21 protein-coding genes are annotated in these 21,144 nt (G+C 68.3%); 16 read left to right on the forward strand and 5 right to left on the reverse strand.

The genetic code is table 11. The features are described 5' to 3' along the window. Nucleotides 1-77: 77 nt before the first annotated feature. The 11 genes from DFR50_RS22580 to DFR50_RS22630 all read left to right on the forward strand — a co-directional run bounded on the left by DFR50_RS22580 (nucleotide 78) and on the right by DFR50_RS22630 (nucleotide 11,504). Complete coding sequence (locus DFR50_RS22580) at nucleotides 78-2,459, forward strand: penicillin acylase family protein (protein WP_113891531.1); 2,382 nt, start codon at nucleotides 78-80, stop codon at nucleotides 2,457-2,459. Between the two features lie 677 nt (nucleotides 2,460-3,136). Further along, entirely contained in the window at nucleotides 3,137-4,657 is a 1,521-nt protein-coding gene (gene adh / locus DFR50_RS22585; RefSeq protein WP_113891532.1) for an aldehyde dehydrogenase, read from the forward strand. A 324-nt stretch (nucleotides 4,658-4,981) separates the two neighbouring features. Further along, a complete protein-coding gene (locus DFR50_RS22590; RefSeq protein WP_113891533.1) occupies nucleotides 4,982-5,365 on the forward strand; it encodes a DUF779 domain-containing protein in 384 nt (127 codons plus the stop codon). 84 nt (nucleotides 5,366-5,449) lie between these two features. Next, entirely contained in the window at nucleotides 5,450-6,157 is a 708-nt protein-coding gene (locus DFR50_RS22595; protein WP_113891534.1) for a response regulator transcription factor, read from the forward strand. Beyond that, the gene (locus DFR50_RS22600) at nucleotides 6,154-6,633 is read left to right on the forward strand and encodes a Crp/Fnr family transcriptional regulator (protein ID WP_113891535.1); all 480 of its coding nucleotides are present in this window, start codon (nucleotides 6,154-6,156) and stop codon (nucleotides 6,631-6,633) included. The genes DFR50_RS22595 and DFR50_RS22600 overlap by 4 nt, the downstream gene beginning before the upstream one ends. Beyond that, nucleotides 6,630-7,043: a metallopeptidase family protein gene (locus DFR50_RS22605; RefSeq protein ID WP_113891536.1), complete on the forward strand. Its 414-nt coding sequence runs from the start codon at nucleotides 6,630-6,632 to the stop codon at nucleotides 7,041-7,043. The genes DFR50_RS22600 and DFR50_RS22605 overlap by 4 nt, the downstream gene beginning before the upstream one ends. A gap of 152 nt (nucleotides 7,044-7,195) precedes the next feature. Further along, nucleotides 7,196-7,762, forward strand: coding sequence for an HNH endonuclease (locus tag DFR50_RS22610; protein WP_113891537.1), 567 nt, complete (start codon nucleotides 7,196-7,198; stop codon nucleotides 7,760-7,762). A gap of 132 nt (nucleotides 7,763-7,894) precedes the next feature. Beyond that, a complete protein-coding gene (locus DFR50_RS22615) occupies nucleotides 7,895-8,440 on the forward strand; it encodes an RBBP9/YdeN family alpha/beta hydrolase (RefSeq protein ID WP_113891538.1) in 546 nt (181 codons plus the stop codon). Nucleotides 8,441-8,508: 68 nt separating this feature from the next. Beyond that, a complete protein-coding gene (locus DFR50_RS22620) occupies nucleotides 8,509-9,198 on the forward strand; it encodes a VTT domain-containing protein (protein ID WP_147262860.1) in 690 nt (229 codons plus the stop codon). Between the two features lie 195 nt (nucleotides 9,199-9,393). Next, on the forward strand, nucleotides 9,394-11,313 hold the full coding sequence (gene dxs / locus DFR50_RS22625; protein ID WP_113891540.1) for a 1-deoxy-D-xylulose-5-phosphate synthase: 1,920 nt from the start codon (nucleotides 9,394-9,396) through the stop codon (nucleotides 11,311-11,313). After that, complete coding sequence (locus tag DFR50_RS22630; protein WP_113891541.1) at nucleotides 11,310-11,504, forward strand: hypothetical protein; 195 nt, start codon at nucleotides 11,310-11,312, stop codon at nucleotides 11,502-11,504. The genes dxs and DFR50_RS22630 overlap by 4 nt, the downstream gene beginning before the upstream one ends. A 179-nt stretch (nucleotides 11,505-11,683) precedes the next feature. On the opposite strand, the gene DFR50_RS31595 is transcribed toward DFR50_RS22630, so the two are convergent. After that, a complete protein-coding gene (locus DFR50_RS31595) occupies nucleotides 11,684-12,067 on the reverse strand; it encodes a hypothetical protein (RefSeq protein ID WP_147262861.1) in 384 nt (127 codons plus the stop codon). A gap of 449 nt (nucleotides 12,068-12,516) precedes the next feature. Here DFR50_RS31595 and rpmH point away from each other — a divergent pair, with 449 nt between their 5' ends. The 4 genes from rpmH to yihA all read left to right on the forward strand — a co-directional run bounded on the left by rpmH (nucleotide 12,517) and on the right by yihA (nucleotide 15,767). Beyond that, a complete protein-coding gene (gene rpmH / locus DFR50_RS22635; RefSeq protein WP_113891542.1) occupies nucleotides 12,517-12,651 on the forward strand; it encodes a 50S ribosomal protein L34 in 135 nt (44 codons plus the stop codon). Between the two features lie 71 nt (nucleotides 12,652-12,722). Then, nucleotides 12,723-13,169 (forward strand): ribonuclease P protein component, encoded by a 447-nt coding sequence (rnpA, locus tag DFR50_RS22640; protein WP_113891543.1) that lies wholly within the window; start codon nucleotides 12,723-12,725, stop codon nucleotides 13,167-13,169. After that, nucleotides 13,166-15,034 carry a membrane protein insertase YidC gene (yidC, locus tag DFR50_RS22645; RefSeq protein ID WP_113891544.1) on the forward strand — a complete coding sequence of 623 codons (1,869 nt, stop codon included), beginning with the start codon at nucleotides 13,166-13,168 and terminating at the stop codon, nucleotides 15,032-15,034. The genes rnpA and yidC overlap by 4 nt, the downstream gene beginning before the upstream one ends. A 64-nt stretch (nucleotides 15,035-15,098) precedes the next feature. Further along, nucleotides 15,099-15,767, forward strand: coding sequence for a ribosome biogenesis GTP-binding protein YihA/YsxC (gene yihA / locus DFR50_RS22650; RefSeq protein ID WP_425376087.1), 669 nt, complete (start codon nucleotides 15,099-15,101; stop codon nucleotides 15,765-15,767). A 43-nt stretch (nucleotides 15,768-15,810) separates the two neighbouring features. Here the strand turns inward: yihA and DFR50_RS31600 are convergent, their stop codons facing one another. From DFR50_RS31600 to DFR50_RS22665, 4 genes are all read right to left on the reverse strand, one after another. Continuing rightward, on the reverse strand, nucleotides 15,811-16,404 hold the full coding sequence (locus tag DFR50_RS31600) for a hypothetical protein (RefSeq protein WP_147262862.1): 594 nt from the start codon (nucleotides 16,402-16,404) through the stop codon (nucleotides 15,811-15,813). A 117-nt stretch (nucleotides 16,405-16,521) separates the two neighbouring features. Beyond that, on the reverse strand, nucleotides 16,522-16,752 hold the full coding sequence (locus DFR50_RS22655; RefSeq protein WP_113891582.1) for a DUF433 domain-containing protein: 231 nt from the start codon (nucleotides 16,750-16,752) through the stop codon (nucleotides 16,522-16,524). A gap of 166 nt (nucleotides 16,753-16,918) precedes the next feature. Continuing rightward, entirely contained in the window at nucleotides 16,919-17,245 is a 327-nt protein-coding gene (locus DFR50_RS22660; RefSeq protein WP_113891545.1) for a DUF1640 domain-containing protein, read from the reverse strand. 81 nt (nucleotides 17,246-17,326) lie between these two features. Continuing rightward, the gene (locus tag DFR50_RS22665; RefSeq protein ID WP_210209008.1) at nucleotides 17,327-18,472 is read right to left on the reverse strand and encodes an epoxide hydrolase family protein; all 1,146 of its coding nucleotides are present in this window, start codon (nucleotides 18,470-18,472) and stop codon (nucleotides 17,327-17,329) included. Between the two features lie 669 nt (nucleotides 18,473-19,141). Between DFR50_RS22665 and DFR50_RS22670 the strand changes: the two genes are divergently transcribed. After that, nucleotides 19,142-21,130: a PrkA family serine protein kinase gene (locus DFR50_RS22670; protein ID WP_113891547.1), complete on the forward strand. Its 1,989-nt coding sequence runs from the start codon at nucleotides 19,142-19,144 to the stop codon at nucleotides 21,128-21,130. Nucleotides 21,131-21,144: the final 14 nt, after the last annotated feature.

A 21,144-nucleotide genomic window follows, 5' to 3' on the forward strand; every position in this document is an offset into this window, starting at 1 on the left:
ACGCGACCAAATCGGTCGTGGACTTTGACGCCGAGAGGGGGTTGATTGCCGGCGACGATCGCACCGGGAGGGGAAACATGGGCTGGCGCCTGATCAAGTGGTTTGTCCGCGCCGTCGTGACGCTGGCGCTCGCCGCGGCGGTCGCGGGCGTCGCGGGGGCCTGGCTGTTCTGGCGGGCGCTGCCGGTCACGTCCGGGACGGAGAAGCTGGCCGGCCTTTCGGCCGAGGTGCGGGTCTGGCGCGACGGCTACGGCGTGCCGCACGTGTTCGCGGCCAACAAGGACGACGCCGCCCGGGCGCTCGGCTGGCTGCACGCCAGCGAGCGGCTGTTCCAGATGGAGGTGAGCCGGCGGGTCGGCCAGGGGCGCGCGGCCGAGACCTTCGGCCCCGATCTCGTGAAGGTCGACAAGTTCATCCGCACGCTCGGCTTCTACCCGGCGGCCGAGGCGAGCTTCGCGGCGCTCTCGCCCGAGGCGCAGAAGCGCCTCCAGGCCTATTCCGACGGCGTCAACGCCTGGCTCGACGCGCGTCGAGGCGACCTGCCGCCCGAGTTCCTGCTGGTCGGCGTCACGCCCGAGCCGTGGAAGCCGGCGGACTCGCTGGTCTGGGGCAAGCTGATGGCGCTCGAACTGTCGCACAACCGCGAGCAGGAGGCGCTGCGCGCCCACATCGCGCAAAAACTCGGCCCCGACGAGGTCGGCTGGTTCTTCCCCGGCGCGCGGCCCGGCGATCCCGTCACCACGCAGCCGACGCTCACCGAGAAGCACGCCAGCGCCGACGACGTCGACGACGCGATCGGGGCGCTCACCGGCCTGAACCGCGGCGCCTCGAACGAATGGGTGGTCGCCGGCTCGCGCACCGTCACCGGCAAGCCGATCCTCGCCAACGACCCGCACCTCGGCCTCGGGGCGCCGATCCTGTGGTACCTCGCCCGCATCGTCACCCCCGACGGCTGGGTCAAGGGCGGCACCGTGCCGGGAACGCCCGGCGTGCTGCTCGGCCAGAACGACCACATCGCCTGGGGCTTCACCACCGCCGACACCGACGTACAGGACCTGTTCGTCGAAACGATCGATCCGACCGACCCGACCCGCTACCTGACGCCCGACGGGCCGAAACCGTTCGCGACGCGCGCGGAAACGATCAAGGTCAAGGGCGGCGCCGACGTGACGCTCACGATCCGGACGACGCGTCACGGCCCGGTGCTCTCCGACGTCAGCGCCGATCTCGCCAGCCTCGCCGGACCGGGCACGGTGGTGGCGCTCGCTTTCACCGGGCTCGGGGACCGCGACACCACGATGGAAGCGGTCATGCGCCTCGACGACGCCAGAAACTGGGACGATTTCCTCGCCGCGCTGCGGCTCCACCAGACGCCGACGCAGAACATCGTCTACGCCGACACCGCCGGCGACATCGGCTTCTTCAGCCCTGGCCTCGTTCCGGTGCGCAAGTCGGGCGACGGCCTCGCCCCGGTCGACGGCGCGTCGGGCGCCTTCGACTGGATCGGGACCGTGCCGTTCGAGGAGCTGCCGCAGCTCCACAATCCCAATTCCGGCTTCGCCTTCAACGCCAACAACGCCAACGTGGCCGACGATCATCAGCCGACCTTCGGCCGGGACTGGGAGGAGACCTTCCGCGCCCGCCGGATCCAGCAGTTCATGGACACAATCGACAAGCACAGCCTCGACACCTCGGCGACGATGCAGGGCGACCGCCTGTCGCTGGCGGCCAAGGCGTTGCAGCCGTTCCTCGCCAGGGTCGCGCCCTCGGACGAGCGCGCGCGGCAAGCCCAGTCGCTGGTGGCGAACTGGGACGGGGTGATGGACAAGGATCGCGCCGAGCCGCTGATCTACACCGCCTTCATGGGCGCGCTTCACCACATCCTGATGGAGGAGAAGACCGGCCTCGACATGCAGGCCAAAGGGCCGTTCGCCGCGACCACGCTGATCGCGCTGATGACCGACCATCCCGAGTGGTGCGGCGCGCCGGACAAGCCCGACCCCGACTGCAAGCGGACGCTCGGCCGGGCGCTGGACGAAGCGCTGGCGCTGCTGGTGGCGCGCGAGGGCGCCGACATGAGCCAGTGGCGCTGGGGGAACGAACACGTCAGCCTGCTCCAGCACCGGGTGTTCAGCCACGTTCCCCTGCTCGACCGGATGAGCGACCTCAGCGTCCCGTCGAGCGGCGGATTCTACACGCTCGATCGCGGCGGCGGGTTCGACGCGCCCAAGGACCGGCCGTTCGCGCGCACCCACGGCGCCGGCTTCCGCGGCCTCTACGACCTCGCCGACCCCGAGAAGTCGCGCTTCATGATCACCACCGGCGAATCCGGCCACATCCTGTCGCCCCACTACCGCGACCTCGTGCCGCTGTGGAACGACGGCAAGTCGATCGTGCTGACCGGAAGCGAGGACGACCTCAGGAAGGGCGGCGCCAAGCTCCTGACGCTGACGCCGTAACGGAAGCCCCTGCGAATGGGGCGTCTGGCGGTTCGACGACGGATGACGGTCGCGAGGCCGACGAAATGGTCTCGTCCCCACGGCGACCGGCAGCGTTGTCGTACATTTACCTATCCGGCCACGCGAACAGAAACACGCCAACTGGAGTATCGTTCCACAATTCGTCTTGACCCCAGCAGCGTATGAAATGATCGAAGTCTGGCGTCCAGGCGCGCCCGCGTTTGTTGTAATATGAAATAGCGGTCGATCCTGAATAGGGTTGCTCGTTTCGGGCGCTGCGGAGCTTTCGCCGCGGCTGTCGTCGGGGGGGTCGGCGCTGACAGCCGGGCCGGCTACCGCTCGAGGCTGACGCCCCGACCGGCGACCCGGGCGATCGAGCCGGGTCTGTGGCGGGCGACGCCGATCGCCGCCGTGCGCGCTGCGAGCGATCGGCGCCGGCGGCCAGGTCGAGCCGCCCGCGCGCTGCGACGCCTCTTCGCGGCCCCTGGGACAATCCATGGCGCGCCCGCCGCCGTGCGCCGAGGCGCTCTGGCGCCCCTCCTCCCGCCGAGGCGGCGGTTCCTCCCAAAGTACCCTTGTGCCCGCGACATAGCTGGTGAGATATTTCGCAGACGCCGCCAGGGCGAGCGCCGCAACAGCGGGCCGGCCGGCGACACGTTCGGCAAGGGAGGATCACCATGTATCAGGCTGCCATCGACAAGATCGCCGCGCGCGGGTTGATCCGCGCCAGGTACGACAACTTCATCGGCGGCAAGTGGGTCGCGCCCGTCGAGGGGCGCTATTTCGACAACCCGAGCCCGGTCACCGGCAAGAAGCTGTGCGAGATCCCGCGCTCCTCGCACCTCGACATCGAGCTCGCGCTCGACGCGGCGCACGCCGCCAAGGACGCGTGGGCGAAAACGTCGGTCGCCGAGCGCTCGCTGATCCTGCTGCGCATCGCCGACCGCATGGAGCAGAACCTGGACCTGCTGGCGCTCATCGAGACGCTCGACAACGGCAAGCCGATCCGCGAGACGACCCACGCCGACCTGCCGCTGTGCGTCGATCACTGGCGCTATTTCGCCGGCGCGCTGCGCGCCCAGGAAGGCACGCTCAGCGAGATCGACCACGACACCGTCGCCTATCACTACCACGAGCCGCTCGGCGTCGTCGGCCAGATCATCCCCTGGAACTTCCCGCTCCTGATGGCGATCTGGAAGCTCGCCCCGGCGATCGCGGCCGGCAATTGCGTCGTCCTGAAGCCGGCCGAGCAGACCCCGCTCAGCATCCTGGCGCTGTTCGAGCTGATCGGCGACCTCTTGCCCGCCGGCGTCGTCAACGTCGTCAACGGCTTCGGCCTCGAAGCGGGCAAGCCGCTCGCCTCGTCGAACCGCATCTCCAAGATCGCCTTCACCGGCGAGACCACCACCGGCCGGCTGATCATGCAGTACGCGTCCGAGAACCTGATCCCGGTCACGCTCGAACTCGGCGGCAAGTCGCCCAACATCTTCTTCGCCGACGTGATGGAAGAGGACGACGAGTTCTTCGACAAGGCGCTCGAAGGCTTCGCCATGTTCGCGCTCAACCAGGGCGAGGTGTGCACCTGCCCGAGCCGAGTGCTGGTCCAGGACTCGATCTACGACCGCTTCATGGAGCGGGCGGTCGAGCGGGTGAAGAAGGTCAAGCAGGGCCACCCGCTCGATCCGACCACGATGATCGGCGCCCAGGCGTCGTCCGACCAGCTCGAGAAGATCCTCTCCTACATGGAGATCGGCCGCGGCGAAGGCGCCCAGTGCCTGACCGGCGGCAACCGCGCCCACCTCGGCGGCGAACTCGAGGGCGGCTACTACGTCGAGCCGACGATCTTCGCCGGCCACAACAAGATGCGCATCTTCCAGGAGGAGATCTTCGGGCCGGTGGTCTCGGTGACCCGGTTCAAGGACGAAGCGGAAGCCCTCGCCATCGCCAACGACACGCTCTACGGCCTCGGCGCCGGCGTCTGGACCCGCAGCGGCCTGCGCTACTACCGGGTCGGCCGCGGCATCCAGGCCGGGCGGGTGTGGGTCAACTGCTACCACGCCTATCCGGCCCACGCGGCCTTCGGCGGCTACAAGCAGTCGGGCATCGGGCGCGAGACCCACAAGATGATGCTCGACCACTACCAGCAGACCAAGAACCTGCTGATCAGCTACTCGACCAAGGCGCTGGGCTTCTTCTGAGCCCTGCGACGACACAGTGACGGGCGGCGTCTCGCCGCCCCCGTAGGGCGTCCGGAAGGACGCCCGTCTCTCGACGAGCAAGGGCGCGTCCGGAAGGACGCCCGTCTCTCGACGAGCAAGGGCGCGTCCGGAAGGACGCCCGTCTCTCGACGGGCAAGGGCGCGTCCGGAAGGACGCCCGTCTCTCGACGGGCAAGGGCGCGTCCGGAAGGACGCCCGTCTCTCGACGGGCATGGAGCGCCGGGCGCGCTCCCTCCCACGGGTCGCGTTCGCCGGACGGAGGCTCGCCTCTGCCCGGCCTTTTCCAGGAACCGGAGACGACGCCATGGTCGAGCGCGTGCTCATCACCGACGCCGCAGCCGCGATGGTGGAGAAACTCAGGGGCCGACACGGGCCGCTGATGTTCCACCAGTCGGGCGGGTGCTGCGACGGCTCCGCGCCGATGTGCTACCCGGCCGGCGAATTCCGGGTGGGCGGCCAGGACGTGCGCCTCGGCGAGATCGCCGGCTGCGCCTTCTACATCGGCGCCGCCCAGTTCGAGTACTGGCGCCACACCCAGCTCATCATCGACGTCGTGCCCGGGCGCGGCGCGGGCTTCTCGGTGGAAGCGCCCGAAGGCGTCCGCTTCCTCACCCGCAGCCGCGTCTTCTCCGACGAAGAATCCGCCGAACTCGCCCGCGCCGGCGAGCCGCCGCGCGGGTCGAGCTGACTCGCGGGCGCGCACGCCGTTCCCGGCCCGTCTGTCCGCCGAAGCGCACTAGCCGCAGGGGGGCGCAGCGGGTAGAGTGTCGACATGACCCATCCGCGGCGAATCCTGATCGTCGACGACGACGCTGACCTGCGCAGCGCGCTGGTCGAGCAGCTCGCGCTCCACCCCGAATTCGAAGTCGAAGAGGTGGCGAGCGCGGCGGCGGCGCTCGCCGCGGCGCCTGCGAAAAACCCGGACATCGTGATCATGGACGTCGGCCTTCCCGACCTCGACGGCCGCGAGGCGGTGAAGCTGCTGCGCCGCGACGGCTATCGCCGCCCGATCATCATGTTGACGGCGCACGATTCGGACGCCGACGCGGTGGAGGGGCTCGATTCGGGCGCGAACGACTATGTCGGAAAACCGTTCCGCTTCGTCGTGCTGCTCGCCCGCATCCGCGCCCAGCTCCGACAGTACGAGGCGAGCGAGGACGCCGAGTTCCAGGTCGGCCCCTACACCTTCCGCCCGACCTCGAAGAACCTCGTCGACGGCAAGGGCGTCAAGCTCCGCCTGACCGAGAAGGAGGCGGCGATCCTGCGCTTCCTGCATCGCGCCGGCGAGCAGCCGGTGCCGCGCGAAGCGCTGCTGAAGCACGTCTGGGGCTACAACCCCAGCGTCACCACACATACGCTCGAGACCCACATCTACCGTCTGCGGCAGAAGATCGAGCACAATCCGGCTGAGGCGCAGCTCCTGATCACGGAAGCCGGCGGCTACAAGCTCGTCGCCCCGGCGGGAGGTCCGCCCGGGTGACCCTCGACGCCGACGTCGCGCGGCTGGCGCGGATTCCGCCGTTCAGCATGATGCCCCGCGAGGCGGTGCAACTGGTGGCGTTTTCCTGCGTCAAGCAGCGGCTTCGCGCCGGCGACGTGCTGTTCAGGGCGGGCGACGACGGCGACGCCGGCTATTTCGTCCAGTCCGGCGCGATCGTGCTGGAGGACGCGCGCTCGGGGTCCGCCCGGGCCCGGCGCGTCGGGGTCGGCGCGCTGATCGGCGAAACCGCCCTCTACGCCCCGGCCGTCCGGCGGGTCGACGCCCGCGCGGTCGAGGATGTCGTGCTGACGCGGATTCCGCGCGAGACGTTCCGCCGCGTGCTCGCCGAGTTTCCCGAGGCCGCGGGCAAGGTGCGCGCCGCGCTCGCGGCGCGCATGCAGCGGCTCGTCGAAGGCCTCGACGCGGCGCGCGCGCGCTCGATCGACGCTGCGCGTTCCGAGAGGGCCCCGACATGACCGCCTCCCCCATCGGCCCGCTCAAGGCCCCGAGCCTGGAAGACATCGAGGCGCTGGCCGACGCGGCCTTCGCGGGGCTGCCCGCGCGGTTTCGCGCCTTGTGCCAGGGCCTCGTCATCCAGGTCGTCGACTTTCCCGACGACGAGACGCTGGACGAGATGGGGGCGGAGAGCGAGTACGACCTGCTCGGCCTCTTTCGCGGCCGCGGCCTTCCCGATCGCGGCGCCGTCGACGAGACCGGGCAGATGCCCAACATGATCTGGCTCTACCGCAGACCGTTGCTCGACTATTGGTGCGACGGCGACAACACGCTGGACGCGGTGGTCACGCATGTGCTCGTCCACGAAATCGGCCACCATGTCGGCCTTTCGGACGCCGACATGGAGGCGATCGAGCGGCAGGCGCAATGAGCGATTCGCGGCGCGCCCGCCGAGCCTTCGCCAAAAAGATTGGAAAGCGTACGGATTTCGGCGCCTTCACAAGGGCGTCATGCTAGCTGTAGAGTAAAGGTGCGGTCGGGTGCGGTCCGGCTTCGTTCGATGCGGAGGAACGGAGCGTCTACGTGACGGTTCATATCCAGTCGCTGTCGCCGGGCAACTGCCCGGCCCTGGTGCTGAACGCGGACTTTCGCCCGCTGAGCTACTATCCCCTGTCGATCTGGTGCTGGCAGGACGCCATCAAGGCGGTGTTTCTCGACAGGGTGAACATCCTGTCCGAGTACGACACGCTGGTCCGCAGCCCGTCGTTCGAGATGCGGCTGCCCTCGGTCGTGTCCCTCAAGAGCTACGTGAAGCCGACCCGATTCCCCGCCTTCACCCGGTTCAACGTGTTCCTGCGCGACCGCTTCACCTGCCAGTATTGCGGCGAACGCGAGGATCTGACGTTCGACCACGTGATTCCGCGCTCCAAGGGCGGCGTGACCAGCTGGGAGAACGTCGTCGCCGCCTGCTCGGCCTGCAACCTCAGGAAAGCGGACATGCTGCCCTCGGTGGCGCGCATGTGGCCGTCGACCGAGCCGTACCAGCCGACGGTGCACGACCTTCACCAGAACGGCCGCGCGTTCCCGCCGAACTACCTCCACGAAAGCTGGATGGACTACCTGTACTGGGACAGCGAACTGGAGGAGTAGGGCGACGGCGGCGTCGTCCTCGCCCGCCGCCTCGCGGAGGCGGCCCGATAGCGACGGGAGTCTGTCCGTCGGCAGGTCGCCCGCATTCGATCCGATTCGGCGCCGGGCCGCCAATCCTGCTAAACGAGGCCCATGCGCATTTCCGACTTCAACGTTCTGATTGTCCCGAACCTCGGCGGCGCCGGCCCGGACGACTGGCCGAGCCGCTGGCTCGCCAAGCTTTCGACCGCCCGCATCGTCATGCCCGCCGACCCGCGCTCGCCGAACGCCAGCGCCTGGAGCGGGGCGGTCGCTGAGGCGGCCGGCGGCGCCACCCGGCCGATTCTGTTCGTCGGGCACGGTCTCGGCGCGGCGGCGATCGCCAGCGCCGCCTTCGGGCTCGGGGGCGCCGACGTGCGCGGCGCCTTTCTCGTCGCGCCGCCCGATCCGGCCGGACTCGGCCGAATCGCGGGCGGCGGCTGGTCCCTGCCCCGCGCGCCGTTGCCCTGGCCGAGCGTCGTGGTGGCGAGCCGCAACCACGCCGACAGCGACTACCGGGTCTCCGCGGAGCTCGCCGCACATTGGGGCGCCGAGCTGATCGACGCCGGCGACGCCGGCGGCCTCGACGCGGAAAGCGGGCACGGGCCCTGGCCGGAGGGGCTGATGCGGCTCGCCGGATTCATCAAGACGCTGTCGTGACGGCGGGCATCTCCGAAGGCGCGACGGCGAGAGGGGACCGGACGGAGCGCGCGCGTCCGCCCAGCCGCGTGGCCGCAGAAGCGGGCGGGACGTGGCGAAGGCGGGCGGCCGTCGGCGCGTTGGGGGTCGCCTGCGTCCTGGCGCTGATCGCCTGGCGCCTCGGCGTTCCGGCCGCGGGCCCGTCTCTCGCCGCCGCGAAGGCGTTCGCGGCCCTTCACCCGGCCGCCGCGGCCGCCGGGTTTCTGCTCGCCTATGTCGCGCTCGCCGCGCTCGCGGTTCCGGCGGCGTGGTTCATGGGCCTCGCCGCGGGCGCCCTGTTCGGGCCGTGGCTCGGCGTTCCGCTGGCCGTCGCCTCGGCCGCCGCGGCGGCGACCGTCGCCATGCTGCTCGCCCGCCACCTGTTTCGCGATCGTGTCGAGCGGCGGTGGCCGGCCCTGCGCGCGCGCCTCGGGGCCGCGGCCGGCGCCGACGGCGCGGCCGCGCTGCTGGCGGCGCGCCTGATCCCCGTCCTGCCCTTCGCGCTGGTGAATGTCGCCGCCGGCCTCAGCCCGATGCCGACCGGCGCCTTCGCCGCGATCACCGCCGTGGGCGTGCTGCCGCTCGCATCGATCTATGGTCTGGCGGGCGCAGAGCTCGGCGCGGTCACGAGTCCCGCCGATCTCCTCACGGCCCGAACTACCGCCCTGCTCTGCCTGCTCGCGATCGCTCCGCTGGCGGCGCGCGCCCTCACCCGGCGCCGGCGCCGTGACGACGCTTGAGACGCGTCGCCGTCTCGACCGCTCCTGACGGTCGCCGGGCGGGCGGCGCGCCCCGGGCGGCGAGGCGTCGGAACACGAGCGCTTCGCGGCGCTTTTCAACCGCCTGCGCGAGAACTGGCGCCGGGCGCGGGTTCGGTGTAACCATCCGTTTTTTGTGCGCGACGAAGAAAGCGCGCCGCCCGTAGGGGATAGATCGTGTCGAAACCAGTCACACCGCTTCTGGACGCGATCGCGTCCCCCGCCGATCTGCGGGCGCTGCCCGAGAGCGATCTCGTCAGGGTCGCCGAGGAATTGCGCGCCGAGACGGTCAGCGCCGTTTCCGTGACCGGCGGCCATCTCGGCGCCGGCCTCGGCGTGATCGAACTGACCGTCGCGCTGCATTACGTGTTCGACACGCCGCGCGACCGGCTGATCTGGGACGTCGGCCATCAGGCTTACCCGCACAAGATCCTGACCGGGCGCCGGGCCCGCATCCGCACCCTGCGCCAGGGCGGCGGGCTGTCGGGATTCACCAAGCGCGCGGAGAGCGAATACGACGCCTTCGGCGCCGGCCACTCGTCGACCTCGATCTCGGCCGGCCTCGGCATGGCGGTGGCGCGCGACCTCGCCCGCCGGACCAACACCGTCGTGGCGGTCATCGGCGACGGGGCGATGTCCGCCGGCATGGCCTACGAGGCGATGAACAACGCCGGCGCCACGGGCTCCCGGCTGATCGTCATTCTCAACGACAACGACATGTCGATCGCCCCGCCGACCGGCGCCATGTCGTCTTATCTCGCCCGTCTCGTGACCAGCCAGACCTACCGCTCGCTGCGCGACGTCGCCAAGCAGTTCGCCGGGCGGCTGCCGAAATTTCTCTACGACAAGGTGGAGCGCACCGAGGAATTCGGCCGCGGCTTCTTCACCGGCGGGACGCTGTTCGAGGAGCTCGGCTTCTATTATGTCGGCCCGCTCGACGGCCACAACCTCGACCACCTGCTGCCGATCCTCAGGAACGTGCGCGACATGCCCGGCGGGCCGGTTCTGGTCCACGTCGTGACCAAGAAGGGCAAGGGCTACGCGCCGGCCGAGGCCGCCGACGACAAGTACCACGGCGTTTCGGCTTTCGACGTGATCACCGGCGCGCAGTCCAAGCCCAAGAGCAACGCGCCCGCCTACACCAAGGTGTTCGGCGAAGCGCTGCTCGCGGAGGCGAAGCGCGACGACAGAATCGTCGCCGTCACCGCCGCCATGCCCCAGGGCACCGGCGTCGACATCATGGCCGAAGTCTATCCCAAGCGGGTGTTCGACGTCGGCATCGCCGAGCAGCACGCCGTCACCTTTTCCGCCGGCCTCGCGGCCGAGGGCTTCAAGCCGTTCTGCGCCATCTACTCGACCTTCCTGCAGCGCGCCTACGACCAGGTCGTGCATGACGTCGCGCTGCAGAAGCTGCCGGTCCGCTTCGCCATCGACCGCGCCGGCCTCGTCGGCGCGGACGGCCCGACCCACGCCGGCGCCTTCGACGTCGCCGCACTCGCCTGCCTGCCCAACATGGTGGTGATGGCGGCGGCCGACGAGGCCGAGCTCGTCCACATGGTCGCGACCGCTGCGGCCTACGACGCCGGCCCGAGCGCGCTGCGCTACCCGCGCGGCGACGGCGTCGGCGTCGAACTGCCGGAACGCGGGATTGCGCTGCCGATCGGCAAGGGCCGCATCGTGCGCGAGGGCTCGCGCATCGCGATCCTGAGCCTGGGGACGCGGCTCGCCGAGGCGATGAAGGCGGCCGAAGAACTCGCGGCCCGTGGGCTCTCGACCACCGTCGCCGACGCGCGCTTCGCCAAGCCTCTGGACCGCGAGTTGATCCTCGCGCTCGCGGCGAACCACGAACTGCTGATCACGGTCGAGGAAGGGGCCGTCGGCGGTTTCGGCGCCCATGTGCTGAGCCTGCTCGCCGATGCGGGCGCGCTCGACAGCGACCTCAAGGTCCGCACGCTGACCTTGCCCGACCGCTACCAGGACCACGACAAGCCAGACCGCATGTACGCCGCCGCCGGGCTCGACGCCAAGGGCATTGTCGCCAAGGCGCTCTCGGCGCTCGGACACATCGACCGCAAGGCGACGGGCCTGATCGCGTGACGCCGCCGCCAGGGGGTCCGCGCGAGCCCGCGGGGCCGAACCGGGCCAATCTGGCTGCGCTGATCGCGGTCGTCGTGATCGCGGCGCTCGGCTACTGGGCCTTCACCGCCATCGAGCGGCAGCGGGAGATCGCTCGCTGCCTCGACGAGGGACGACGGGACTGCCTGGAGCTGGTGAAGCCGGCCCCGTAGCCCTGCCGGATGGGCTGGAGCAGGGACTGTCGCCAGTCGCCCAGAGGGGGCCGACGACGTCCGCCCGATGGATCCCGCCCCGCGCCGCGATCGGCCGCGCGTTCGCGGTCGCCTCGACGACGAGCGACGTCACCGGCGCGATCGTGACGGCCGCAAATGAGGCGGGCGCGCAGCAGCCGTCACGAGTTGTTGGGCTTCTTCGCGCCCACGGAGCCTTTCAGGACGGCGGTGGCGTGAACCCGGCGATGGCCGACGCCGGGATTGGCCGCGCTTCGAGCCGCCGGACGCGGGGAAGCGGCGGTCGATTTCATGCCGCCGGCGGAGCAGGAGGGCGGGCTCGTCGAGACGTGGGTCGAGGCGGCATGCACGCCGCCGCCCGACGAGGCCGTCCCGACCGATCCGGGGCCGGAGGCGGCGTGATACGCCGCGCACTGCGCGGACGCCGCGCTCGACCAAGCGAGCGTCAGGCCCAGGGCGAGCGCCGCCCCGGAGAGACGTCCGAGCCAGCGATCGATGGTTTCCTTGGCTCCGTTAGCGGCTAAGCCGCAGGGCGCTGTCTTCAATGTCGCAACTCCCGATGCTGCAGATCTTGCGATGGGTCGACGGCGAACGGTTGTCGTGGGAAAGCAAAGCGACCATCTGTATTATACCACCGCTCGGGATTGAAGTCGAACTCGGCGCGCTCGGCGTGGGATCCGCGCGCCCTCCGCGCGAATTGGCGGCGACCCCTGGAATGCGCTTCCTGCGCTCCCGACGTGTCCAGGCCCGCGACCGGCGAGCGCGCCGGCAAGATCGAGCGGCGGGAAAGCCGGCGGCGTCGCGGCTTCCCGGTCGCCGCGGCGCCCGCCTGCGCGGCGCGCGCTCGATTGACTTCCGGCGCCCCTCGCGGCATAAGCCCGCCACCTGAAGCGGCGCGCGAGCGCCGCAACTTTTTTCCCGGCTCGCCGCCCGGTTCTGGGGCGACGGCGCCGGGCGCGCGTGTTCCGCGCGGGGCCTATTCGGAGACACGATCGTGAAGCGGACCTACCAACCCTCGAAGCTCGTTCGCAAGCGCCGCCACGGCTTCCGCGCCCGCATGGCGACGGTGGGCGGCCGCAAGGTGCTGAACGCCCGCCGCGCGCGCGGCCGCAAGAAGCTGTCGGCCTGAGTCTTCGCGAGCGGCCGGGACCCGGCCGCGCCGAGCGCGACCTTCCTCTCCTGCCCCACGCGGCGCCGCGGATGGAGCCGAACCCTCAGGATCAGGACGCTGCGGCGTCCCTCGGCCGAGACCTCGGGCGCCTGAAACGGCGCGCCGAGTTCCAGCGTGTGAGCCGCGGCCGGCGCAGGACTTTCGACGCGTTCACGCTGCAGGGCGCCGAGCGCCCCGGCGACGCCCTGCCGGAAGCCGCCCGGGTCGGGTTCACCGTGACCAAGAAAGTCGGCAACGCGGTCGTACGCAACCGCATCCGCCGTCGGCTCAAGGCCGCTCTCGCCGGCGCCGGGCCTCTGGCGGCGCGCGCCGATTGCGATTACGTGCTGGTCGCCCGGCGCGAGGCGCTGGCTCGGCCGTTCGCGGCGCTGGTCGACGACCTGCGCCGCGCCTTCCGCGCCGTCGGGCGCAATGACAAGGACGGCCGCCGTTCGGCCGCCGCAACACCGCCCAAAGGCAAGATCAGGCGACCATGAACTCCGAGGACACGAGGAATCTCTTTCTCGCCATCGCCCTGTCCGTGCTGGTGATGGCCGCCTGGCAGTATTTCTACGCCGGCCCGCTCTATCAGAAACAGCATCAGGCGCAGCTGCAGGAGCAGACCCAGGCCGCGCAGCAAACGCCGGCCGCCGCAGCGACCGGCGCCGTCAAGGAGGTGGGCGTTTCGCCGCCCGGCGGCGCGCCCGCGCCTGGCGTGGACGCGACCGTCAAGAACGTGCCGCAGGCGCTCGCCGACAATCCGCGCGTCGCCATCGACACGCCGAGCGTCGCCGGCTCGATCGACCTCAGGGGCGGCAAGCTCGACGACCTCGTGCTCAAGGACTACCGCGAGACGATCAGCAAGCAGAGCCCGCTGATCCGCCTGCTGTCGCCGAGCGGCGCGCCGGACGCCTACTGGACGACCACCGGCTACGTCGGCGCGGGAAGCGTCAAGACGCCGACGCTCGACACGCTCTGGACCTCCGACGGCAAGACCCTGACGCCGAGCCAGCCGGTGACGCTCACCTGGGACAACGGCGAAGGCCTCGTCTTCAGGCGGGTGATCTCGATCGACGACAAGTACATGTTCACGGTCGCCGATTCGGTCGAGAACACCGGCGCCGCCCCGGCGACGGTCAGGCCCTACGGCATGGTGCTTCGCCACGGCAAGCCGACCGTCTCGGGCTATTCGGTGCTGCACGAGGGCTTCGTCGGGGTGATCGGCGACGGCGGCGTGCAGGAGGTCACCTACCCCAACATCGAGAAGGCGACCAACCGGACCGACACCTGGTCCGGAGCGGGCGGCTGGCTCGGCTTCACCGACAAATATTGGGGCACGGCGATCATTCCCGATCAGGTCGAGCCGATCGACGCCCGCTTCACGGCGTCCGGGACGGTCCAGCCGGTCGACTACCAGGCCGATTTCGTCGGCCCCGAGAAGGTCGTCGCGCCCGGCCAGACCGTCGCGACCACCACCCGCGTCTTCGCCGGGGCCAAGGAAGTCAGCACGATCGACAATTACGGGACCAAGCTCGGCATCAAGAAGTTCGACCTGATGATCGACTGGGGCTGGTTCTACTTCATCACCAAGCCGCTGTTCCTGCTGATCGACATCATCTACAAGTTCGTGGGTAATTTCGGCGTCGCGATCCTGATCGTGACGGTGCTGGTCAAGCTCGCCTTCTTCCCGCTCGCCAACCGCTCGTTCCAGTCGATGGCGAAGATGAAGAAGATCCAGCCGCAGATCGCCGCGCTGAAGGACACCTATCCCGACGACAAGATGAAGCAGCAGCAGGCGCAGATGGAGCTGTTCAAGAAGGAAGGGGTCAATCCGGTCGCCGGCTGCCTGCCGATGGTGATCCAGATCCCGGTGTTCTTCGCGCTCTACAAGGTCATTTTCATCACCATCGAGATGCGGCATGCGCCGTTCTTCGGCTGGATCAAAGACCTGAGCGCCCCCGACCCGACCAACATCTTCACCCTGTTCGGCCTGATCCCGTGGAATCCGACGGCGCTGCCGGTGTTCGGGCACTTCCTCGCGCTCGGCATCTGGCCGCTGATCATGGGCGTGTCGATGTTCTTCCAGATGAAGATGAATCCGGAGCCGGCCGATCCGGTGCAGAAGTCGATGTTCGCCTGGATGCCGGTGATCTTCACCTTCATGCTCGGCACGTTCCCCGCCGGCCTGGTCATCTACTGGACCTGGAACAACACGCTGACGATCGCGCAGCAGTCGCTGATCATGAAGCGGGCCGGGGTGAAGGTGGAGCTGTTCGACAACGTCAAGAAGATGTTCGGCTTCAAGACGGACACCGCGGCGACCGCGACGCCTGCCAAGACGCCGCCGGCGAAGACGTCGTGAGTGAGGCGTTTTTCACCGCGAAGGGACACGAAGGTCGACTTCGTGCTTCTTGGCAGCCTTCGTGGTGAACCCTCTCGACGCCGGACCCGACTGGATCGAGGCGGGGCGAAAGCTGTTCGCCGGCCCGTGCGACTTCTTCTACGCGGCGGCGCGTTCCGACGGCCTGCCGCCGGTGGGCGCGCCCGAGATCGCCTTCGCCGGCCGCTCGAACGTCGGAAAGTCGTCGCTGGTCAACGCGCTGACCGGCCGCAACGCGCTCGCCCGCACCTCCAACACGCCGGGCCGCACGCAGGAACTGATCTTCTTCGACCTCGCCGGCCGGGCGACGCTGGTCGACATGCCGGGCTACGGCTACGCCGCCGTGTCGAAGGAGAAGTCGGCGTCCTGGGGCAAGCTCGTGCGCGACTATCTGCGCGGCCGGCCCTCGCTGATGCGCGTGTTCGTGCTCGTCGACGGCCGTCACGGGCTCAAGGACAGCGACCACGAGACGATGAAGCTGCTCGACGCCTCCGCCGTGTCCTATGCGGTGGTGCTGACCAAGCGCGACGAGGTGAAGCTTGCCGATCAGGCGGCGCGCGTCGAAGCGACGCTCGAGGCGCTGAGAAAGCACGCCGCGGCCTATCCCGAGGTGATCTTCACTTCCTCGCGCGACGGCGAAGGCGTGCCGGACCTGCGCGCCCACATCGCGCGGCTGCTCGCCGAGCGGGAGGGAGGCGGAGGGACCACGGGTTGAAGGACGCTTTGAACGGCCTCACCCAGACGAGAGTGTCGCCGAATTAATGGATGCTGCTCGGCAGTCGCCCAGACTGCGGAACCGTGAACGGAGAGTAAATGCCGATATCCTCGGCAAAAGCCTTCATAACCCGTTCATACGCAGTCTTGATTTTTGTTGGATCCGTTACCTCATTGCTAAAATGCTCGGACCATTCGACTTTCCAATCGCCGGAGCGGCTCTGTTGTCGTCTTCCGAACTGGGTTTTAAGTTTGGCATCAACACCCCATCCTTGATAAGTTTCGAAACACAAATCTTGAAAGCTAATGCAAGCTCGAAAAAATTCGTCACTAAACAATGGCGAATATATGTAGATTTTGCTATCAAGTGTTCGTTTCAGTTCGACAATTTGTAGCGGATCACAATCTCTCCACGCGCCAACATACGTATAATAACATAGCAAGCGATTGAATATCGGAACCATTTCGTCAAAAATGACCAGCCTCTTTTCTATAAGCTTTTGACTTCTCCACTGCAGGTGTTCGAATTTTTTCGTTATCCTATGGATAAAAATGCCTCCAATAGCTATCGTGAATGGCGTTGCGGCTCCAACAATAAGCTTGGAGACCTCAAGCCAACTCCAATTGCCAAGCTCCATTTTCTCCATGCTCCCCACGCAATTTCTCAATGAATGGACTCCTGGATGAGCCTATATGGATCGCAATCTTGGTTCCACCGCGCTCGCCGGAAAATTCTCGTCGGCCAGAAAGCGCATTCATGCCGCAGTCGGAAAGGTCTTCTCCGACGCCAGTCGATCGCGCGCATAGGCGAGACAGGCGCGAATGTCGGCGGTCTCGAGCGCGGGGAAATTGTCCAGAATTTCGCTTTCGCTCCAGCCCTCGGCGAGCAGGCCGACCACGAACTCGACCGACAGCCGGGTCCCGCGCACCACCGGCTTGCCGGCGAGAACCTGCGGGTCGAGGACAATGCGGGCGGAATCGGACATCGGCGAGCTCGTGACGTTCACAACCTCTTCGACGCCATCATGCCCCGACGCCGGCTGGCTGGCAACGAACGCGCGGCCCGAGATCGATCATGCTCGCGCCGCCGAAGGCGCCCCGGCCGAGGCCGGCGGGTCGGGACAGCGCGATCCCGGCGCACGGACTGGGCGGTCAGCCCGCGTGCGCGAACCGCACGAGGCCGATGATGGCGCCGACGACGATCACGGTCTGAAAGCCGATCGCGCCAAACACCCACTTCAGGATATCGGACTTTGTCGCTTCGATCTCGCGCAGGAGACGGGCCTCGGTAGCCGCGAGGTCGGACGCTACCGCAGCGAGGTCGGACCTGACGGTAGCGAGGTCGGCTTTGGTCGCAAGCCCATCCTGCATGGCGTCGGCCATCGCCGTCGCAAAGCCCTTTGCCTGCTCCTGGGTAAGCTTCGCCTTGTCGCGCAGAGCGGTGGCGAGCTTCAGGGTATCGAAAGCGACGGCGGTCACAGCGCCAATTTACTCCCGCAGCTGCGCCTTTTCAAGCTCTCGAGCGGAGCGAAGCTGCGCCTCCCCTCCCGCCCACGGCCCCTACCGCCTCAACTCCCGGAAGAACGCCCGCACGTCCTCGGCCAGGGCCTCGGGCTGCTCCATCGCGGCGAAATGGCCGCCCTTCGCCATCTCCGTCCAGCGGCGGATGTCGGTGAAGGTCTTGTCCGCGATCGAGCGCGGCGGCTTGAGAATCTCGCGCGGAAAGGCGGCGTAGCCGGTGGGCGCCGTGACGCCGCTGTCGGGAATCGGCCACGGCCGATGGCGGCGGAACCAGTAGGGATAGAACGACGAGCCGATCGCGCGGGTGAACCAGTAAAAGCTGATGTTGGCCAGCATCCGGTCGCGCGAGAGGGCGCTCTCGACGTCGCCGCCGCAATCCGACCAGGCGCGGAACTTCTCCAGAATCCAGGCGGCGAGCCCGACGGGCGAGTCGGTGAGCGCGAAGCTCAGGGTCTGCGGCCGCGTGCCCTGGATCCACTGGTAGCCGGTCTCCTCGTTCAGAAAATGGGTCAGTTCGTCGATGAAGACGCGCTCCTCGGGCGTCGGGTCCACGAAGGCCGCTGGATCGCGACGGACGAACAGCATGTTGACGTGGAGGCCGATCAGCCGGTCCGCGTGGACCGCGCCCATCCGAGCCGCGGCGATGGCTCCCCAGTCGCCGCCCTGCACGGCGAAGCGCGGGTAGCCGAGCGTGCCGCTCATCAGATCAGCCAGAATGTCGGCGATCTCCTCGACGCCGAACCGGGTCTGCCCCGGCCGGAACGACAGGCCGTAACCTGGCAGCGACGGCGCGACGACGGTGAAGGCGTCGGCCGGATCGCCGCCGAAGCGCGCCGGGTCGGTCAACCGCGGAATGAGGTCCAGGAACTCGAACACGGAGCCCGGCCAGCCGTGCATCAGGAGCAGCGGCATGGGGGCTGGACCCTTGCCGGGAACGTGCAGGAAATGGAGGTCGCAGTCCGGCCGCGCGATCCTGAATTGCGGGAAGGCGTTCAGCCGCGCCTCCTCGACCCGCCAGTCGAAGCCGTCGCGCCAATAGTCCGCGAGCGCGCGCACCGCGTCGACGCTCGTTCCGTAGGCCCAGGGGTCGCCGGGCGCCGGGTCGGGAAGCCGCATCCGCCCCAGCCGGGCCGCCAGGTCGGCGATGTCCTCGTCCGGAACGCGGTAGGTGAACTGTTGCGGCACGCTCGCTTCCCTCCCCGATGACGCGCGATTGTCGAGGCAACCCCGATCGCCGTCAATCGGATGGCCCGCGCCGCCGCGAGCCCGCGCCGCCGTTTCCCGCCGGCTCTCCGCCGGCAGCCCTCGCCGCCATTTCGACAGGCGGCTGTGCGAAAATCTTGGGCGCCTGCGCCGCGACCGCCTGCGCTCGCCGCACTTTTGCTCGTTTCGTGGGCCAGCGTAAGAAGTCGCGGCGCGGCGGGGCCGCTTTTCACCAAACCTGATGAAAGTTGCCTGCGACGCGCTCCGGCGCCGAACTTGCGTCGGATCGTTTGCCGCAGTTGCGGCGTTTCATGACCCGGGCGGTCGTTTCGACCGGCGGGGCGCCGCGCCGGCGACGGGCGGCGAGATCGCGGCGCCGGCCGAGAGGCCGGATGATCGGGACCCCTCGTCGGCAGGACGCGACGGGCCGGGTCGGAAGCGGAATCGGGGCGAGAGAACACGAATGCCGCTCGAGGGCGAAGTTGGGTCGACACACTTGGTCCCGAACACACGACGCCGCGGGTCGGGGCGCGCGCCCAAGTCGCCTTGCCGTTTGTCTCAGTTCGAAACACGCGTACACTGTCGGTTAACCTTTCCGACTCACCCTCGAAAAGGGGCGTGATCGGAGCCCGAGTTTATTGGAGACGCGCCATGAGCCCGAACGCCGGTTTTGTACTTTCGGGATCGGAATCCAACGCCGCGGGCCGCGACATCCGCGACTTGTTCTCCTCGGCCTATGCGCGCGAGCGGCGCGAGGCGATGAGCCTCAACGACTACCTCGAAGGGTGCCGCAGCAATCCGGCGATGATGGCCTCGGCGGCCGAGCGCATGATCGCGGCGATCGGCGAGCCGGTGGTGGTCGACACCTCGAAGGACCAGCGCCTCGGCCGCATCTTTCTCAACCGCACCATCAAGCTCTACCCCTCGATGACCGGCTTCTTCGGCATGGAGGACACGATCCAGCGCGTGGTCAGCTACTTCCAGCATGCTGCGCAGGGTCTCGAGGAGCGCAAACAGATTCTCTACCTCCTCGGTCCGGTCGGCGGCGGCAAGTCGTCGCTCGCCGAACGCCTGAAGGCGCTGATGGAGACGCAGCCGATCTACGTGCTCGCCGCCGACGACGAGATGAGCCCGGTGTTCGAATCGCCGCTGGGCCTGTTCCGCCCCGACGCCATGGGCGCGGCGCTGGAAAGCCGCTACGGCATCCCGCAGCGGCGCCTGACCGGCATCTGCTCGCCCTGGGCGGCCAAGCGCATGGATCAGTTCGACGGCGACATCTCGCGCTTTTCCGTCGTCAAGCTCTATCCGTCCAAGCTGCGGCAGATCGGCGTCGCCAAGACCGAGCCGGGCGACGAGAACAACCAGGACATCTCGACTTTGGTCGGCAAGGTCGACATCCGCAAGCTCGAGCATTTCTCGCAGCACGACCCGGACGCCTACAGCTATTCCGGCGGCCTCAACCGCACGACGCAGGGGCTGCTCGAATTCGTGGAAATGTTCAAGGCGCCGATCAAGGTGCTGCACCCGCTGCTCACCGCCACCCAGGAAGGCAACTACGCCGGCACCGAGAACCTCGGCGCCCTGCCCTTCCAGGGCATCGTGCTCGCCCATTCCAACGAATCGGAATGGGAGCAGTTCAAGAACAACAAGAACAACGAGGCGTTCCTCGACCGCATCTGCGTCGTCAAGGTCCCCTACTGCCTCAGGGTGGACGAAGAAGCCAAAATTTACGCCAAGCTGCTTGAGAACAGCGAGCTCGCGCACGCCTCGTGCGCGCCGGAAGTGCTCGAATTCCTTGCCCGCTTTTGCATTTTGACCCGGCTCAGGGACCACGAGAACTCTTCGCTCTATTCCAAGCTGCGGGTCTATAATGGCGAAAGCCTGAAGGACACCGATCCGAAGGCGAAGTCCCTGCAGGAATACCGCGACGCAGCCGGGGTGGCCGAGGGCATGAGCGGCGTCTCGACCCGGTTCGCCTTCAAGGTGCTGTCGGAGACGTTCAACTTCGACAACGAGGAGGTGGCCGCCGACCCGGTCCACCTGATGTACATCCTCGAGCAGGCGATCAAGCGCGAGCAATATCCCAAGGACGTGGAGAGCCGCTACCTCGACCACATCAAGTCGGTGCTCGCGCCGCGCTACGCCGAGTTCATCGGCCGCGAGATCCAGAAGGCCTACATCGAATCCTACAGCGAATACGGGCAGAACCTGTTCGACCGCTACATCGCCTATGCCGACGCGTGGATCGAGGAACAGGACTACAAGGACCCCGACACCGGCCAGGTGTTCGACCGCCACGTGCTCGATTCGGAGCTTTCCAAGACCGAAAAACCGGCCGGGATCGCCAATCCGAAAGACTTCCGCAACGAGATTGTTAAATTCGCCCTGCGCTCGCGGGCCGCCAACCAGGGCCGAAATCCATCGTGGACCTCCTACGAGAAGATCCGCGAGGTAATCGAGAAGCGTATGTTCAGTCAGGTCGAGGAGCTTCTGCCGGTCATCAGCTTCGGCGCCAAGCAGGATTCCAAGACCGAGAAACAGCACGCCGATTTCCTCGACCGGATGAAGGCGCGCGGCTACACGGAGCGGCAGGTGCGCCGGCTGGTGGAGTGGTATATGCGCGTCAACAAGGCCGGGTAGGCAGCAGAGAAGGA

The sequence above is a fragment of the Roseiarcus fermentans genome (assembly GCF_003315135.1).
GTDB lineage: Bacteria > Pseudomonadota > Alphaproteobacteria > Rhizobiales > Beijerinckiaceae > Roseiarcus > Roseiarcus fermentans.

Excerpts from the sequence above, each read along its gene's own strand:
- DFR50_RS22580 (WP_113891531.1), top strand. The coding sequence starts at position 78 with ATGGGCTGGCGCCTGATCAAGTGGTTTGTCCGCGCCGTCGTGACGCTG.
- rnpA (WP_113891543.1), top strand. The coding sequence starts at position 12,723 with ATGGAGCCGAACCCTCAGGATCAGGACGCTGCGGCGTCCCTCGGCCGA.
- DFR50_RS22615 (WP_113891538.1), top strand. The coding sequence starts at position 7,895 with ATGCGCATTTCCGACTTCAACGTTCTGATTGTCCCGAACCTCGGCGGC.
- DFR50_RS22670 (WP_113891547.1), top strand. The coding sequence starts at position 19,142 with ATGAGCCCGAACGCCGGTTTTGTACTTTCGGGATCGGAATCCAACGCC.
- DFR50_RS31600 (WP_147262862.1), bottom strand. The coding sequence starts at position 16,404 with ATGGAGCTTGGCAATTGGAGTTGGCTTGAGGTCTCCAAGCTTATTGTT.
- adh (WP_113891532.1), top strand. The coding sequence starts at position 3,137 with ATGTATCAGGCTGCCATCGACAAGATCGCCGCGCGCGGGTTGATCCGC.
- DFR50_RS22590 (WP_113891533.1), top strand. The coding sequence starts at position 4,982 with ATGGTCGAGCGCGTGCTCATCACCGACGCCGCAGCCGCGATGGTGGAG.
- DFR50_RS22605 (WP_113891536.1), top strand. The coding sequence starts at position 6,630 with ATGACCGCCTCCCCCATCGGCCCGCTCAAGGCCCCGAGCCTGGAAGAC.
- DFR50_RS22595 (WP_113891534.1), top strand. The coding sequence starts at position 5,450 with ATGACCCATCCGCGGCGAATCCTGATCGTCGACGACGACGCTGACCTG.
- DFR50_RS22655 (WP_113891582.1), bottom strand. The coding sequence starts at position 16,752 with ATGTCCGATTCCGCCCGCATTGTCCTCGACCCGCAGGTTCTCGCCGGC.
- yidC (WP_113891544.1), top strand. The coding sequence starts at position 13,166 with ATGAACTCCGAGGACACGAGGAATCTCTTTCTCGCCATCGCCCTGTCC.